Annotated in this window: 15 protein-coding genes; 14 read left to right on the top strand and 1 reads right to left on the bottom strand. The window is 43.4% G+C overall.

Going from position 1 to position 15,947, the window contains the following annotated elements:
- The first annotated feature begins 80 nt into the window (after nucleotides 1–80).
- Nucleotides 81–1,115 (top strand): SepM family pheromone-processing serine protease, encoded by a 1,035-nt coding sequence (locus UB51_RS13260; protein ID WP_044877700.1) that lies wholly within the window; start codon nucleotides 81–83, stop codon nucleotides 1,113–1,115.
- On the opposite strand, the gene UB51_RS13255 is transcribed toward UB51_RS13260, so the two are convergent.
- Entirely contained in the window at nucleotides 1,105–2,337 is a 1,233-nt protein-coding gene (locus UB51_RS13255; RefSeq protein ID WP_044877699.1) for a nucleotidyltransferase, read from the bottom strand. The genes UB51_RS13260 and UB51_RS13255 overlap by 11 nt on opposite strands.
- Before the next feature lie 182 nt (nucleotides 2,338–2,519).
- On the opposite strand from UB51_RS13255, the gene UB51_RS13250 reads away from it, so the two are divergent.
- From UB51_RS13250 to trhA, 13 genes are all read left to right on the top strand, one after another.
- The gene (locus tag UB51_RS13250) at nucleotides 2,520–3,044 is read left to right on the top strand and encodes a YceD family protein (protein WP_044877698.1); all 525 of its coding nucleotides are present in this window, start codon (nucleotides 2,520–2,522) and stop codon (nucleotides 3,042–3,044) included.
- Between the two features lie 49 nt (nucleotides 3,045–3,093).
- The gene (gene rpmF / locus UB51_RS13245; RefSeq protein ID WP_044877697.1) at nucleotides 3,094–3,267 is read left to right on the top strand and encodes a 50S ribosomal protein L32; all 174 of its coding nucleotides are present in this window, start codon (nucleotides 3,094–3,096) and stop codon (nucleotides 3,265–3,267) included.
- 319 nt (nucleotides 3,268–3,586) lie between these two features.
- Nucleotides 3,587–4,183, top strand: a complete 597-nt coding sequence (gene fapR, locus UB51_RS13240) for a transcription factor FapR (protein ID WP_144407015.1) — start codon at nucleotides 3,587–3,589, stop codon at nucleotides 4,181–4,183.
- The gene (plsX, locus tag UB51_RS13235) at nucleotides 4,167–5,165 is read left to right on the top strand and encodes a phosphate acyltransferase PlsX (protein WP_044877695.1); all 999 of its coding nucleotides are present in this window, start codon (nucleotides 4,167–4,169) and stop codon (nucleotides 5,163–5,165) included. Before fapR ends, plsX begins: the two co-directional genes overlap by 17 nt.
- Nucleotides 5,166–5,169: 4 nt before the next feature.
- Nucleotides 5,170–6,159, top strand: a complete 990-nt coding sequence (locus tag UB51_RS13230; protein WP_199925033.1) for a beta-ketoacyl-ACP synthase III — start codon at nucleotides 5,170–5,172, stop codon at nucleotides 6,157–6,159.
- Nucleotides 6,160–6,189: 30 nt separating this feature from the next.
- A complete protein-coding gene (gene fabD / locus UB51_RS13225) occupies nucleotides 6,190–7,113 on the top strand; it encodes an ACP S-malonyltransferase (RefSeq protein ID WP_044877693.1) in 924 nt (307 codons plus the stop codon).
- Between the two features lie 34 nt (nucleotides 7,114–7,147).
- A complete protein-coding gene (gene fabG / locus UB51_RS13220) occupies nucleotides 7,148–7,897 on the top strand; it encodes a 3-oxoacyl-[acyl-carrier-protein] reductase (protein WP_044877692.1) in 750 nt (249 codons plus the stop codon).
- A gap of 47 nt (nucleotides 7,898–7,944) precedes the next feature.
- Nucleotides 7,945–8,178, top strand: coding sequence for an acyl carrier protein (gene acpP / locus UB51_RS13215; protein WP_044877691.1), 234 nt, complete (start codon nucleotides 7,945–7,947; stop codon nucleotides 8,176–8,178).
- 109 nt (nucleotides 8,179–8,287) lie between these two features.
- Complete coding sequence (fabF, locus tag UB51_RS13210; RefSeq protein ID WP_044877690.1) at nucleotides 8,288–9,526, top strand: beta-ketoacyl-ACP synthase II; 1,239 nt, start codon at nucleotides 8,288–8,290, stop codon at nucleotides 9,524–9,526.
- Between the two features lie 12 nt (nucleotides 9,527–9,538).
- Nucleotides 9,539–10,237, top strand: coding sequence for a ribonuclease III (rnc, locus tag UB51_RS13205; RefSeq protein WP_044877689.1), 699 nt, complete (start codon nucleotides 9,539–9,541; stop codon nucleotides 10,235–10,237).
- A gap of 181 nt (nucleotides 10,238–10,418) precedes the next feature.
- Nucleotides 10,419–13,988, top strand: a complete 3,570-nt coding sequence (gene smc / locus UB51_RS13200; protein ID WP_044877688.1) for a chromosome segregation protein SMC — start codon at nucleotides 10,419–10,421, stop codon at nucleotides 13,986–13,988.
- Between the two features lie 37 nt (nucleotides 13,989–14,025).
- Complete coding sequence (ftsY, locus tag UB51_RS13195) at nucleotides 14,026–15,036, top strand: signal recognition particle-docking protein FtsY (protein ID WP_044877687.1); 1,011 nt, start codon at nucleotides 14,026–14,028, stop codon at nucleotides 15,034–15,036.
- 220 nt (nucleotides 15,037–15,256) lie between these two features.
- Complete coding sequence (trhA, locus tag UB51_RS13190; RefSeq protein WP_044880134.1) at nucleotides 15,257–15,904, top strand: PAQR family membrane homeostasis protein TrhA; 648 nt, start codon at nucleotides 15,257–15,259, stop codon at nucleotides 15,902–15,904.
- Nucleotides 15,905–15,947 lie beyond the last annotated feature (43 nt).

The raw sequence follows: 15,947 nt of genomic DNA, 5'->3' as shown, positions 1-15,947 counted from the left end.
TAATTTATGCAGATAAGAGTCACATAAGACCAGCATGTACAGTGTGGTGGATATGTGTTCATCTTGGGAGGGAGAACAAGATGTATAAATTTAAAAACTCGATAGGCTTTAAGTTATCCGTATACATAGTTATGGTTGTGATGCTGGTATACGTCGTTGTATTTATGCCAACGCCCTATATTATATATCAGCCAGGAAGTGCGGAAGAAGTAAAGCCGATGATAAGTGTACAAGACGGTGATATGGCGGAGCGAGGAACGTTTATGATGACGACGGTGTCTGCTAGGTATGCCAATATCGCTTTACTAGCGGCTTCTTCTTTTAACCCTAATGCAGAGATAGACAAGAAACAGTCTAGATTAGGTGAGAAAAGTGAAGATGAATATGCTGCGGAACAAGTCTTTTACATGAGTAATTCGCAATCATCTGCAATGGAAGCGGCGTATAAGGAAGCTAAGATTGATTACCAAATATTGCCGGAATACCTATTTGTGTTCTCTGTACCGAAGGAAGCAGATAATCGTAAATATTTCAACCCAGGAGACAGAATCGTCGAGGTAGAAGGGCGACCCGCATCTGATAACGTCGCTCTGACCTCTCTTCTAACAAGCAAAAAAGTAGGGGATGTTGTATCTGTTAAGTTGAAGCGTGGTGGAGAGTATTTGGTCGAAAATGTACCCTTAGTAGCCATCAAGGATGGGTCTAAGACTCGTCCAGGTCTTGGGATTACCATTGCTACGATGCAGAAGGTAACAACAGATGATCCTGGGAAACAGGTAGAGTTTGTAAACACTCAAGTTGGAGGACCTTCCGCAGGACTTATGTTTACGATGGAAATCTATAATCAGCTAACGGAAGGTGACTTGACCAAAGGATACCGAGTTGCAGGTACGGGAACGATTGTAGAGGGTGGAACGGTAGGACCCATCGGTGGTGTTAAGCACAAGATTGTTGCTGCCAATAGAAAGAATGCGGAAATCTTTTTTGTACCAAAGGACAATTATCAAGAGGCTAAGGCAAAGGCTGATAAGATCGGCACAACCATGAAATTAATTGCTGTCTCTACCTTAGAAGATGCATTACTTTATATGAATAACCTTGAAGCTAAGCCTTGATGGGTGGCTCAAAGTAATCGCGGAACATTTCTCGGTTGTTCAGATGACGGTAGGCATTGGCATACACTGCGGATGCCTGTAGATCACGTTCCAGATGAGTGTGGCTATGATTAGACGGTTTAACTACAATGGGTAGTGACGCCGTTTTTTTCATTTGTTTCAGAAGCTTTTGCCCACTAGGGCTAAAGCCCAGAACTCGTAAATATTGAGGTCCTTCTCCTAGGCTGATCGGAGACATTTCTTGTTTAGTGTGATGAAGTAGAATATGTGCAAGCATACGTTGAAGCTTGGTATGCGTGTAGCGTTTTGTCTTTAAGCTATGTAGCAGGTCACTGACGTTAAGATTTACAACATGGGGTAGTAACTTTTTAATACGATATTCTAGGCCCTCTGTGACCTCGTGGAACTGAGCTAACTCAGATGTACTCTGGGTTAGTAATTGATGCATAAGTGGTTGTCTGAATGATTCCCAACCGATAGGACCTCGCCCAGCATCAAATTCTTTACGCATAATCTCAAGCGTGTATGAGGGTACGTAAGGAGCCGCCGCTTGGAAGTCTTGTTCTAGCACAAGGCGCCTTATAGCTGTAGCACTGGCGATGTTAGACTTTGAAGGTGTAGAGTCATGATAGCCTGCACTTTCTCTCGGGATCGTGCATGGAACGATATTGCTCTTTAAACGCTGAAGTGCAATCAGATAATGAAGACCTAGGTTGTGATTGGGTTGTTGTAGTAACGATACAATATCTTCCTTATCAATTGGATCGTTAGAAAGGTTGCCAATCGCTGTACTATATGCTGCAGGATAGCTCATTCCTTGATTAAGAAGCTTAGACAACTCCTTCTTCATAGACTCGCTTTCTGTTGCTAGCTTGTGCGATAGGGGAAGTAGTAGCTCAAGTGTCCCAGTCTCCGTCCCGAAGCAGAGGCTATCGACGACGCCAGTGGCTTCCAGAAGCGCTACAGCTCCGAATGCGAACCATTCTGCAGGCTGTACCGCATACACAGTTGGGAGCTCGATCACAAGGTCAACCCCCATGGCTAGTGCCATGTCTGTTCGGGCATACTTATTGACGAGTGCGGGTTCACCGCGTTGCAGGAATGGGCCACTTAGAACAGCGATGGTATGCTGGGCGCCCGTCATTTCTTTGGCTCTGCTATAATGGTGCACATGACCGTTATGTAAAGGATTGTATTCAACAATGATGCCTACAGTACTCAATTTACGCTCAACTCCTCAGGACAGATGTGATATGATATTATTTCTAGAATCATTCTTTTAAGAAATATAACATAAATTCGGTCTACTTCTGAAAAAATAATGCTACACCACATTGGTGTTACCTGTTGACAAACATCCACATATCTCGGTATAATAAATTTTGTTTGTTTGGAGTGATAAAGATGCATTTTGAATTTCGTGCAATGGTAAAGTTGGAAGGACCCCTACAGTTCCATGAATCAGTGGACATAGATCGCGCAGTGGAAGGCCGTAGAGATATTCTTGCTGTAGAACCCGTTCATGCGGATTTGCAAGCTACCTTTACAGGCACAGACTTGTTAGATAATATGGTAGAGGTTCAAGGTAAGCTCACTGGGCATGTTGAAATGGTGTGTTCACGCTGTTTGACATCAGTCCGCGAACAATTAGACATTCCGTTTCATGAACGTTTCAAGCTGGTGAAGCAGCCTGAAGAGCTTCAGGATGAAGATGACGAGACCATTTACGTGGATCATGACATGGTGGATCTTATCCCATTTGTGGAAGAAACTTTTCTGCTGTATTTACCCCAGATTCCACTCTGTAAATCTTCCTGTAAGGGATTATGCCAGAGATGTGGAATAGACTTGAACAATAGCACCTGTAACTGCGACACGAGAGTAGTTGATCCACGGCTTGCAGGGCTAAAAGATTTATTTTTTGATTGATGCAACATTCATCCCAATAATGGGTTGATTGAAATAAGGAGGTGTTAACATGGCAGTACCTCAACGGAGAACGTCCAAAACACGTCGTGACAAACGTCGTACTCACTTTAAATTGACAGTACCGGGTATGGTGAAATGTGAACAATGCGGAGAAATGAAGCTTGCTCACCACGTATGTAAAGTTTGCGGAACGTACAAAGCAAGAGAAATTATTTCACAATAATTCACAAACAAGTAGTACTTCATCTTTGGTGAGGTGCTATTTTTTTTGAATTGATGTGGAATAATAAACTCACAAGATGCATTTGTCCCAAGGGGACTTTCTTTTTAGTGCAGCATGATTTATACTAAATATTAGTACCAGGTTCTAAAGTGTATGTGTTTATTAAAAAATAAAAATAAATATTAAAAAGTATAAACGTTATTCTATATTTTATCGGTGAACGAATACCGCCCTTTGGGGATGGTTAAGTGGATTATCCTTATATAAAGCTTGTCTTCATCTTATCTGAATCGTAAGGAGGTGTACCATCATAGAACGCTTGTCCAAGAAACAGCGCCATCAACAATTACTATCCCTCATTGAAGATAATCCTTTTGTTACAGACCGTGAGTTGACACGAGAACTGAAAGTGAGTATTCAGACGATCCGGCTAGATCGAATGGAGCTTGGAATACCAGAACTTCGGGAACGGATTAAACAGATGGCGGAGCATTCGTACGACCAAGTTCGCTCTTTGCCTCTGAATGAAGTTGTGGGAGAAATAGTCGACTTGCAGCTGGATAAGAGTGGCATTTCCTTATTTGAGATTGGTGAAGAGCATGTGTTCTCAAGAACACTTATTGCACGGGGTCATGACATATTTGGTCAGGCTAACTCCCTTGCTGTAGCGGTTATTAATGATGAGATCGCATTGACAGCTTCAGCAGATATCCGTTTCTTACGATCCGTTCATCTAGGCGAGAAGTGTATCGCTAAAGCATACGTGAGATCTATGGCTGGACAAAAGGGGAAAGCTAAAGTCGAAGTATTTACCTATGTGGGTGAAGAGATGGTCTTCCAAGGCAATTTCCTAATCTACAGATCTGCAGGCGAAGATAACATTGAGGGAGGAATACAGCATGAAGATCGCCATTGATGCTATGGGTGGGGACCATGCTCCTCGTTGTAATGTAGAAGGAGCGCTTGCAGCTGCCGCTGAATGGAAAGATGTACATATTATATTGGTTGGAGATAAGAGTCAGATTGATCCTTTGTTGAAAGGTAAGGACGTACCTTCTAATCTCAGTGTTCACCATGCTAGTGAAAAGATTGGTTCGGAGGATGAACCTGTTAGAGCCGTTCGACGTAAGAAGGATGCTTCCATGGTGGTGGCTGGGAGGATGCTGAAAGAAGGTACGGCTGATGCTATGATCTCTGCTGGAAATACAGGCGCACTGATGACCACAGGGTTACTAGTGGTGGGTCGTATGGAGGGCATTGAACGACCGGCATTAGCACCTATGATTCCTACATTAGACGGTCAGGGCGTATTAGCGCTGGATTTGGGTGCTAATATGGACTCTAAAGCGTTACACTTAGCTCAGTTTGGCTTGATGGGCAGTTTGTATCGTCAGAAGGTACAGGGTGTTGCGAAGCCTCGCGTAGGCCTTTTGAATGTGGGGACGGAGCCGGGAAAAGGAAATGAGCTAACCAAGGAGGCATTCCCACTTTTACAAGAGATGCCGATTCATTTCGTCGGCAACGTGGAGGCGCGTGATCTCATGTCAGGTAATCATTGCGATGTACTTGTTTGTGATGGTTTTGCGGGTAATATTTTGTTGAAGACGCTTGAGGGTACGGCTGGTTCCATGTTTACTTTACTTAAAGAACAATTCAGTCAGACATGGAGAAGTAAGCTTGGTGCAGCTCTGTTGATGCCTCAATTGAGGGGTCTAAAGAAGAAACTTGATTATAAGGAACATGGGGGAGCGCCCCTGTTAGGTTTAAGTAGCCTCGTGATGAAGAGTCATGGTTCTTCTGATGGCAATGCGATCAAGAATGCCGTCCGTCAGACAAGAATTGCTCTTGAGAATGAGTTAGTTCAAAGTATATCTAAGGAAATTACTAGGAATGAGTGATATTATGAGTAGTCTTAGACCCGTAGGGATCATTGGAACAGGGAAGTATGTTCCAGAGAAAATATTGACTAATAGCGATTTAGAGAAAATTGTAGATACGAACGATGAGTGGATTGTAAGTCGCACAGGGATTCGGGAACGACATATTGCGGCACCTGATCAAGCGACGTCTGACTTAGCTTACGAAGCAGCCTTAAAGGCATTAGAATCTGCAGGTATGACCGCAGATGAATTGGATCTAATCATTATAGCTACCGTGACGCCAGATACTATTTTTCCATCCACAGCATGTATTGTACAGGAGAAACTAGGCGCCAAAAAAGCGGCAGCCTTCGATCTATCAGCTGCTTGTTCAGGATTCGTGTATAGCTTGGCTACTGCTACGAACTTTATCCGCACAGGAATGTATAATAACGCACTGATTATCGGAGCAGACTGTTTGTCTAGAATTACTGATTATACGGACCGTAATACCTGTGTATTATTCGGTGATGGAGCGGGTGCTGTTATCATTGGAGAAGTGCCTGAAGGACGTGGATTCCTTTCCTTTGATCTAGGTGCTGAGGGAGCTGGAGGCGGCTTGCTTAAACTCGAAGCGGGTGGATCTAGATTGCCTGCATCCACAGCTACTATTGAGAGTAAGCAACATTTCATATACATGAATGGACGCGAAGTGTTCAAATTTGCGGTACGTGTGATGGGGTCTGCAACAGAGGCTGTCTTGAATAAAGCTGGAAAAACAAAAGAAGATATAGATTTGTTCGTACCGCATCAAGCGAATATTCGAATTATTCAATCGGCTATGCAACGCTTGGATTTACCGCCAGAGAAATGTGTGATTAATGTTGATAAGTATGCTAATACTTCTGCTGCATCGATCCCGCTTGCGCTTGTTGAAGCTGCTGAGCAGGGCCGAATGAAAGAAGGAGATACAGTCTTAATGGTTGGGTTCGGTGGCGGATTGACCTGGGGAGCTTCGGTATTAGTCTGGTAGAAAAACGATAGATTGGTGAGGAGTTGTACAATGGGGAAAGTAGCATTGGTGTTTCCAGGGCAAGGAGCTCAATCGGTAGGTATGGGTAAAGATATTTATGATACTGTAGCAGAAGCTCGGCAAATCTTTGAATCAGCGGATCTTTCTTTAGGGTTTTCGCTGACTTCCATGATTTTTGAAGGGCCTGACAGTGAGTTGAAGAAGACCTTTAATACGCAGCCTGCTTTGCTGACTACAAGCATTGCTTATTTGGAGGCTCTTCGAGGTAAGGGAATCCAAGCAGATTATGTTGCAGGACATAGCTTGGGTGAGTATAGCGCGCTTGTAGCATCTGGCGTTCTATCGTTAGATGACGCAGTATCCATCGTGAGAGCTCGTGGTCAATTTATGGAGCAAGCTGTTCCAGAAGGGCAAGGGGCTATGGCTGCTGTGCTTGGCGCAGATCGAGCAAGTTTGGCAAGTCTTTGCCAAAGCATTACCGAGGCAGGTCATTTGGTAGAACTTGCGAATATCAACTGCCCAGGGCAGATTGTTATTTCTGGGTCACAAGCAGGTGTTGCTGCTGCATGTGAACGGGTAAAGGAAGCAGGTGGCAAAAGAGCAATTCTGCTTGAAGTCAGCGGTCCTTTCCACTCTTCCTTGATGAAGGAAGCAGCAGAACAGCTTGAAGCTAGACTGAGTTCTGTGCAGTTTAATGAGCCCACGATTCCGCTTGTCGCTAACGTGACTGCACAGCAAGTTACAAGTGGTGCAGAAATTCGTGACTTGTTAGTGAAACAAGTGTATTCGCCTGTTTTGTGGGAGGATAGCATTAACTATCTGATTCAGCAAGGTGTAGATACGTTTATTGAGATCGGACCAGGAAATGTATTAACAGGACTAATCAAAAAAATTGATAAAACTCTTACATTAATCAATATCAACAATTTGGAAAGTGTTGAAACTATTGGATAAAACAAGTGTATACTTGAGGAAAGGAGGAAATTGCATGTCCAAACCTTTAAGTGGACAGGTTGCACTGGTGACAGGAGCATCCCGTGGAATAGGCCGTAGCATCGCTCTAACCTTAGCTGGAAATGGTGCTAATATCATCGTTAATTATTCTGGGAATGAAGCCGCAGCGCAAGAAGTTGTGGTAGAGATACAAGCCATGGGTGTAGAAGCTATTGCCTTACAAGCTAATGTTGGAAAAAGTGAAGAGGCCGAGAACTTGGTGAAGGAGTCTATCAGCGCATGGGGACGTCTTGACATCCTTGTGAATAATGCAGGGATAACTAGAGATAATCTAATTATGCGCATGAAAGAAGAAGAATTTGATCAAGTGATTGAAACCAATCTTAAAGGTGTATTTAACTGTTTAAAGGCAGTCACACGACCTATGATGAAGCAACGTTATGGTCGGATTATTAATATTTCATCTGTAGTTGGGGTTCTTGGGAATGCGGGGCAAGCTAATTACGTAGCCGCGAAAGCGGGTGTAATTGGTCTTACCAAGTCATCTGCTCGGGAGCTTGCTTCACGTGGCATTACAGTCAATTGTGTGGCTCCTGGATTTATTGATACGGATATGACTAAGGAATTGCCAGAGGAAGTACGGAGTAAACTTTCTGCAGATATTCCGCTGGCAAGACTAGGGCAACCAGAAGAAATTGCAAAAGTAGTTGCTTTTTTAGCGTCTGATGGTGCATCATACATGACGGGCCAGACACTACATGTGGACGGCGGAATGGTAATGTAGCATTTTGAAAAAAATTCTCGTATAATACCAAAGAGGAGGTGAACCGGATGTCCGATGTATTGGAGCGTGTAAAACGCATCGTTGTCGATCGTTTAGGTGCTGACGAAGCTGAAGTTACGCTAGAATCATCTTTTAAAGATGATCTTGGTGCTGATTCTTTAGACGTTGTTGAATTAGTAATGGAATTAGAAGATGAATTTGATATTGAAATCTCTGATGAAGATGCAGAGAAAATTACAAGTGTGGGTGAAGTAGTTAACTACATACAATCTCATACCTAAGTGAACCATGGTAAGTCCCGTACCTGATAATATATAGGCGGGGCTTTCTCCTCATTTTGTGAATTACGAATAATATGGCATATGCAGTTTATATAGAGGTGGGTGTATTTTGAAACATAGAGTTGTGATAACAGGTATGGGTGTCATGACATCACTGGGTAAAGATTTGGATACATTTTGGGACAACCTGATGGCAGGAAAATCCGGAGTCTCCCAAATTGAGGCCTTTGATGTTACTGACTACGCTACACAAATTGCTTCTTCGGTGAAAGATTTCAACCCAGAGGAATACGTTGAACGTAAGGAAGCTCGCAAAATGGATCGTTATGTTCAGTTTGCAGTAGCTGCTGGTATGAGTGCTATAAAGAATAGTGGTCTTGATATTAAGAATGAAGAGGACCCTAGTCGTATTGGCGTTATTATTGGTTCTGGAATCGGCGGTCTGGGTACTTTGGAAGATCAGCATAATGTGCTACTTCAGAAAGGTCCCAAACGTGTAAGTCCTTTTTTTATTCCGATGATGATTGCGAATATGGCCTCAGGTCATTTATCCATTCTGGTTGGAGCGAAGGGACCTAACACGACTACGGTTACCGCATGTGCATCAGGCTCTCATGCCATTGGAGATTCCTTCAATTGGATTCAGAATGGCGAAGCTGATGTTATGATCTGTGGTGGTGCGGAAGCGACAATTCGTCCGACGGGAGTAGCGGGGTTCTGCGCTATGCGTGCTATGTCAACTCGTAATGATGAGCCAAGTAAGGCGAGTCGTCCATTTGATAAAGGACGTGATGGTTTCGTTATGGGAGAAGGAGCTGGAGTTATGGTTCTTGAATCCTTGGAACATGCGCAGAAGCGCGGTGCACACATCGTGGCTGAAGTGATTGGTTATGGGCTCAGTGCAGATGCTCATCATATGACAGAACCGGATCCTGATGGACCTGCTCGTTGTATGAAGATGGCTATCCGTAATGCGGGCATTAAGCCAGAAGATATTGATTATATTAATGCGCATGGAACATCAACACCTGTGGGCGACAAGTCGGAAACGATAGGCATTAAGCTCGCACTTGGTGATCATGCCTACAAGGTTGCAGTAAGTTCAACGAAGTCTATGACAGGTCACTTATTGGGTGCTGCTGGGGGAGTGGAAGCGATCATTTGCGGTCTTTCAATACAGAACCAGACACTCGTGCCTACTATTAATTTGGATGATCCGGATCCGGAATGTGATTTAGACTATGTTCCTAATGTTCCGAGACAAGCTGACATCCAAGTAGCTATGTCTAACTCATTCGGTTTTGGTGGTCATAATGCGACCATTATTTTGAAAAAATATGATGTGTAAGGGGACGGTTTGTTGAGTGGAGATCTGAAACAGTTACAGCAGCAACTTGATATCCAATTTCACAATAAGCTGCTATTGAAGCAGGCCTTTACCCACGCATCTTACGTCAATGAGCATCGATTCAGCCAGCATCATGATAATGAGCGCTTGGAGTTTCTAGGAGATGCGGTATTGGAGTTAACAGTATCGGAGTATCTATACAATCTCTTCCCAACTCGTCCTGAAGGTGAACTTACTAAGCTTCGTGCCGCAATTGTATGCGAGCCGTCCCTTGTTAAGTTTGCGGTGACTCTAGAATTTGGACAATATGTACTGCTAGGTAAAGGTGAAGAACTTACAGGTGGGCGTACACGCCCTGCACTATTAGCAGATGTATTTGAAGCTTTTATTGGAGCATTGTATCTGGATCAAGGAATTGAAGCAGCAAGGAAATTCTTGGATATCCATGTGTTTCCTCAGGTAGCTGCGAGTGGAAAGCAGCAAATGAGCGATTACAAAACAGAGCTTCAAGAACTGACACAGCAACATAATATGGGGCTGATTGAATATCGGATCGTCGAAGAACGAGGACCTGCTCACGAGCGAGAATTTGTTTCTGAGGTGTACATGGGAAACGAGTGTCTTGGTAGTGGAAGTGGTCGTTCGAAGAAAGAGGCTGAGCAGCAAGCTGCAGCAGTTGCTCTCGATCAGTTGAAGATTAAGGAATCCTAATGCTTTGGTGCATAGGTCATTCATAACTAAAGAGCAAAGAGTAGTCTCAAACTAGGGATGCATACTTGTGTCCATAGACTGCTCTTTGCTCTTTGCTATGAATGTGATTAACTGATTTTTAGATAGTATTTTCAGTAGAAGAACTTGTGGTATTATAAGGTTTAGAGGTGATTTGGGGAATATGTTTCTGAAAAGGATTGAATTGACGGGTTTCAAATCTTTTGCCGATAAAACAGAAATGGAATTTGTCAGGGGTATAACAGCAGTAGTAGGTCCTAATGGCAGTGGTAAGAGTAATATTTCCGACGGAATTCGTTGGGTGCTAGGGGAGCAAAGTGCTAAATCCTTACGTGGCGGCAAAATGGAAGACATTATTTTTGCGGGTAGCGATGCGCGCAAAGCGGTTAATTTCGGCGAGGTGTCTCTAACACTAGATAATGAGGATCATGTACTGCCTCTTGATTTCAGTGAAGTAACCATTACGCGCCGGGTTCATCGTAATGGAGATAGTGAGTATTTAATTAATAAGCATTCTTGTCGTTTGAAAGATATTACGGAATTATTCATGGACACCGGTATTGGTAAAGAAGCTTACTCCATTATCGGTCAAGGACGAATTGAAGAAATTTTAAGTACCCGCTCAGAGGACCGAAGAGGGATTTTTGAAGAGGCTTCTGGGATTGTAAAATATAAATCACGTAAAAAAGATGCTATTCGTAAGTTGGATGAAACAGAGCAAAATTTACTTCGAATTCATGACTTAGTGACTGAATTAGAGGATCAAATAGGTCCACTGAAAGAACAGTCTGAGAAAGCAGTGCATTATAAGCATCTTCGTGAGCAGTTAAAAAGCAAGGAAATCTCGATGTATGTACATCAAATTGAGCAAATTCATAACGGTTGGAGCGAAGCGAATGCAAAGCTCTCCGTGTTGCAGGAACAGCAGCTACAGTTATCTACTGTAGTATCAGCACATGATGCGAAGTTGGAAAGCGAACGCTCGGATCTCCGTAAGCTTGAACAAGAAGTGGAGACACTCCAGAGTGAGTTACTTCAATTCAGTGAGGCTTACGAGAAGAGTGAAGGCTATGGAGAAGTTCTTAAGGAACGTAAGAGAAACCTAGAAGCGAACCGAGAACAGTTGGCGGACACTTTAAACACTGGTGATGAACGTTTTGAGGGTAAGAAAGCTGAGTTAGCTCTTTTGCAGGATAAGCTAGAAGCGTTACAAGAAGAACTTAAGCAACTTCGTATTCAGTTGTCAGGGGAAGAAGCTAAGCTCACTTCCGTCACAGGTGGGATCAGCCAGCATGAAGAAGAGACCTTAAAGGGCTCTTTGCTAGATCTAATGAATGAAATGGCTCAAGCCCGTAATGAAATACGTTATTCGGATCAACAGAAGGAGACTCTTGCTCGCCGAATGAATAGGGCAGAGGAAGAGACAGGCAAGTGGACTTCGCAGAAGGACGAACTATTACAACGTAAGAAACAAATGGATTCATCTATAGAGAAGCTGGCGAATGAGATTAGGGAGCTACGCGGAGGATATATTACTGCGAGTGAACGTTATCAATCTGTGCAGCGACTGCTTGAAGAAAGCCAAGGAGCTCTGCGTAAATGGGAACAGAAGCGGGAAGCTCAAACTTCTCGACGGGATACCATGAAGGAAATGCAAGAGGATTTCGAGGGCTTCATGCTCGGCGTTAAAGAAGTATTGAAGGCTTCACGTAAATCCATTCTGAGTGGCGTGCAGGGTGCAGTAGCTGAATTAATTACGGTACCAGAGAAGCTAGAGCTTGCCATGGAGACAGCTATGGGGGCTAGCCTTCAGCATATCGTGATGGATAATGAAGCGGTATCTCGTCAGGCAATTGCATTCCTGAAGCAGCGCCAGTTGGGTAGAGCTACGTTTCTCCCTCTAGATGTTATGCGTGCTCGTCATATTTCAGCCAGCGATCGTTCTGATATTGAGGGAGCAGAAGGATTTGTTGGCATCGGAGCAGATTTGGTTCAATATGATTCTAAGTATGCTCCGGTTGTTGGGAGTCTGCTTGGTAATGTCATTATTGCTGAATCGTTAGAGCATGCTAATAAAATTGCCTCACGATGTCAATACAGATATCGAGTGGTAACCCTTGAGGGGGATATCGTTAACGCTGGTGGGTCCATGACAGGGGGGAGCCAGCATAAGAAGAATAACAGCTTGCTTAGCCGTAAACGCCAATTGGATCAACTTGATGAAGAAATTAATGAGACAGAGAAGCAACTGATTAAACTTCAAGATAGTATTGAACAGTTAAAGAGTCAGTTGACACAAACGCAGACTACATTGGATGAGCTGCGGCAATCCGGTGATGTGAAGCGGATGGAAGAACAACAAGCAGCCGGCGATTTGAAGCAACTAGAACATGAACTTCGTCATGTAATGGAACAGGTTGAAATGGCCGGCGAAGAGAAGAAAAGTTTCTCGGATGAAGAGAAAGAGATTGCACTTAGCCGTGAAGAAGCGGTGAAGAAGCTTGAACAGCTTGAGGAACAAGAGCAGGCTACGCATCAAGCTATACATGCCGCTGAATTCGCTCGTAAAGCTAGTGAGTCAGCTAAGGATGAGCTACAAGGTCAGTTGACTCAGATGAAAGTTAGAGAAGGGAAGCTGGATCAAGAATGCTTCTCTATCGAAGAGCAGCTTCGTAGGTTGCGATCAGATTTCAACTCGCAGGATAAGGACTTACGTCAGACCAAGGCAATTCTTGCAACCATTGAAGCCGATTTGATCTCGAATGCTAAAGAGTCTTCACAGCAGATTCACGATTTGAATCATTATAAATTAAATAAGGAAAGATCTTCAGAACAACTTGATTTCTCAAGAGCTTCCCGCCTACAGCTGTCCAGGAAGCTGGAGATGGAAGAGAATGAGACTAGAGAGCAACGCAATCAGCTTCGTGGGGTAGAGGATCAGCTTCGTCAGACTGAGATCAGTGTTAACCGTCTAGATGTGGAACTGGACAATATTCTGAAGAAGCTTAGTGACGATTATGAACTGAGTTACGAGTTAGCTAAGCAGCGTTATCCTATTCCTGATGATATACTTGCTGTTCAGAATGTGGTTCGGGAGTTGAAACGTGAGATTTCAGCCCTTGGAGAGGTCAATCTGGGTGCGATTGAGGAATATCAGCGTGTGAATGAGCGATACCAATTCTTAAGTGAGCAGAAGGAAGACTTAATTGGAGCAAAGACGACACTGTATGAAGTCATTCGTGAAATGGATGATGAGATGTCCAAAAAGTTTAAATCTACGTTCGATGCTATTCGCCGTGAATTCGGAACCGTATTCTCCAAATTGTTTGGAGGAGGAAGAGCCGATCTAGTGTTAATCGATCCGGAGCATATGTTGGATACCGGGATTGATATTGTGGCTCAACCACCGGGGAAGAAACTGCAGAACCTTCAATTATTATCTGGGGGCGAACGAGCATTAACTGCGATGGCACTTTTATTCGCTATTCTGCAGGTGAAGCCCGTTCCCTTCTGTGTACTGGACGAAGTAGAAGCCGCGCTGGATGAAGCCAATGTTGTGCGTTTCGCTCAATATTTACGTGAGTTCTCCGAACAGACGCAGTTTATTGTCGTTACCCATCGGAAAGGCACTATGGAGGAGGCAGATGTACTCTATGGGGTCACGATGGAAGAGGGTGGCGTCTCCAAGTTGGTATCTGTTAAATTAGAGAATGAGGAAGCTGAGATTGCTTAAGTTCGATAGAGTATAGAGATGGAGGGAATAGGAATATATGAGCTTTTTTAAGAGGTTAAAAGATAATATTTCTAGCAAAACGGAATCGGTTACGAAGCAATTTAGAGATGGACTTGAGAAAACACGCAAGGGTTTCGTCGAAAAAGTATCTGATCTTATGATTCGTCGCAAAAAAATAGATGAAGAATTCTATGAAGAGCTGGAAGAAATTCTAATTGGTGCGGATGTAGGGATTAATACGGTCATGAAATTGATCGATGAGCTAAGAGCAGAAGTTAAAAAGCAAAAGATTGAAAATGCGATGGAGTTACAGCCTATTTTATCTCAGAAGTTGATGGAACTGTTACGTGGGGATAATGACAATGAGATGAACGTGAATAAGGATGGGATTACCGTTATTCTATTCGTAGGTGTAAATGGCGTGGGTAAGACAACTACCATTGGCAAAATGGCGCATCGCTTCAAGCAAGAAGGTAAAAAGGTGGTATTAGCCGCTGGCGATACATTCCGTGCAGGGGCGATTGAACAGCTTGAGGTGTGGGGACAACGTGCGGGCGTGGATGTGATCAAGCAGCAGGCAGGTTCAGATCCGGCAGCGGTTATGTTTGATGCTGTCCAAGCTGCTAAACAGCGTCAAGCCGATGTGTTAATCTGCGATACAGCAGGACGGTTACAGAATAAATCGAATCTAATGGATGAATTGAACAAAATTTTCCGTGTCATTCAACGGGAGATTCCAGGTGCTCCACATGAAGTGTTGATGGTATTGGATGCGACAACCGGTCAGAATGCACTTAGCCAAGCGAAGTTGTTTGGTGAGAAAAGTGGCGTGACTGGGCTTGTACTCACGAAGCTGGACGGTACGGCTAAAGGGGGGATTGTCGTTGCCATTCGTCAAGAACTGAATATCCCTGTGAAATGGGTAGGTCTAGGCGAGAAAATGGAAGATTTACAACCCTTTGATTCAGAACAATTTGTACATGCATTATTTGCTGGCATGATTCAAGAGACCGAATCTGAAGAAGAATCAGAAGAGATTTCTAAATAGAGAGAACCATATTATACAAAGTAAGGAAGAAGGTATTCGCTAGAACATAGCGGATGCCTTTTTTTGATTGCTAGATATTTTTTGAAGTAAGGATCAAAGCTAGGCCTTATTTTAGAGCGAGTGGAAATTCTAGCTATAAGAGGTGTATAATTTAAATATCGAGGAAGGAAAAAGGCTCTAAGGATTTTGGTATTGAGCGAGAAGAGAAAGGATTTTGTTTATGGCAAATACGCATGTTTATACTCGCCGTGAGGAAGTGGCTAATGCAGTTACCCACGGGATTGGAACGGTTCTTAGCATAGCAGCACTTGTACTGTTGATTGTATTTTCAAGTATTAGAGGAACACCGTGGCATATCGTCAGTTTTACGATCTATGGTGTGACCATGCTTCTGTTATATTTAAACTCAACGCTAGTGCACAGCTTCAAAGAGGGTAAAACCAAAGATTTGTTTGAATTTTTCGATCATTCATCTATTTATCTCTATATAGCAGGATCGTATACTCCCTTCATGTTAGTTGCGATTCGCGGTTCGTTAGGTTGGACGTTGTTTGGGATCGTTTGGGGTTTTGCTATTCTAGGCTGTTTGTTCAAAGCATTCTTTGTTAAAAAATTTCTGTTTATGTCCACGATTTTTTATATCATTATGGGTTGGATGATCGTCATTGCTTGGGTTCCTCTTACAGCGGCAGTTCCTACAGGTGGAATGACACTGCTTGCTTTAGGTGGGATCATGTATACACTTGGGACAGTATTTTACGTGTGGCGGGGGTTTCCTTTCCACCATGCAGTATGGCATTTGTTCGTACTGGCAGGGAGTGTACTCCATTTTCTAGCTGTATTTTTGTACCTTCTACCTAATCAATGAGAGGTCACATAAGGTCCAAATCACAGCTTGAGGATAAAAATTA

This window comes from Paenibacillus sp. IHBB 10380, assembly GCF_000949425.1.
In the GTDB taxonomy this organism is placed as follows: domain Bacteria; phylum Bacillota; class Bacilli; order Paenibacillales; family Paenibacillaceae; genus Paenibacillus_AQ.
Note: the sequence above shows the minus strand (reverse complement) of the source record. Positions and strands in the feature narration are given on the sequence as shown.

What these genes read in the sequence shown, in the direction of transcription:
- UB51_RS13260 (WP_044877700.1), top strand. Translation starts at nt 81, where the DNA reads ATGTATAAATTTAAAAACTCGATAGGCTTTAAGTTATCCGTATACATA.
- smc (WP_044877688.1), top strand. Translation starts at nt 10,419, where the DNA reads ATGTTTCTGAAAAGGATTGAATTGACGGGTTTCAAATCTTTTGCCGAT.
- UB51_RS13250 (WP_044877698.1), top strand. Translation starts at nt 2,520, where the DNA reads ATGCATTTTGAATTTCGTGCAATGGTAAAGTTGGAAGGACCCCTACAG.
- fabG (WP_044877692.1), top strand. Translation starts at nt 7,148, where the DNA reads ATGTCCAAACCTTTAAGTGGACAGGTTGCACTGGTGACAGGAGCATCC.
- trhA (WP_044880134.1), top strand. Translation starts at nt 15,257, where the DNA reads ATGGCAAATACGCATGTTTATACTCGCCGTGAGGAAGTGGCTAATGCA.
- UB51_RS13230 (WP_199925033.1), top strand. Translation starts at nt 5,170, where the DNA reads ATGAGTAGTCTTAGACCCGTAGGGATCATTGGAACAGGGAAGTATGTT.
- plsX (WP_044877695.1), top strand. Translation starts at nt 4,167, where the DNA reads ATGAAGATCGCCATTGATGCTATGGGTGGGGACCATGCTCCTCGTTGT.
- fabD (WP_044877693.1), top strand. Translation starts at nt 6,190, where the DNA reads ATGGGGAAAGTAGCATTGGTGTTTCCAGGGCAAGGAGCTCAATCGGTA.
- ftsY (WP_044877687.1), top strand. Translation starts at nt 14,026, where the DNA reads ATGAGCTTTTTTAAGAGGTTAAAAGATAATATTTCTAGCAAAACGGAA.
- rpmF (WP_044877697.1), top strand. Translation starts at nt 3,094, where the DNA reads ATGGCAGTACCTCAACGGAGAACGTCCAAAACACGTCGTGACAAACGT.
- acpP (WP_044877691.1), top strand. Translation starts at nt 7,945, where the DNA reads ATGTCCGATGTATTGGAGCGTGTAAAACGCATCGTTGTCGATCGTTTA.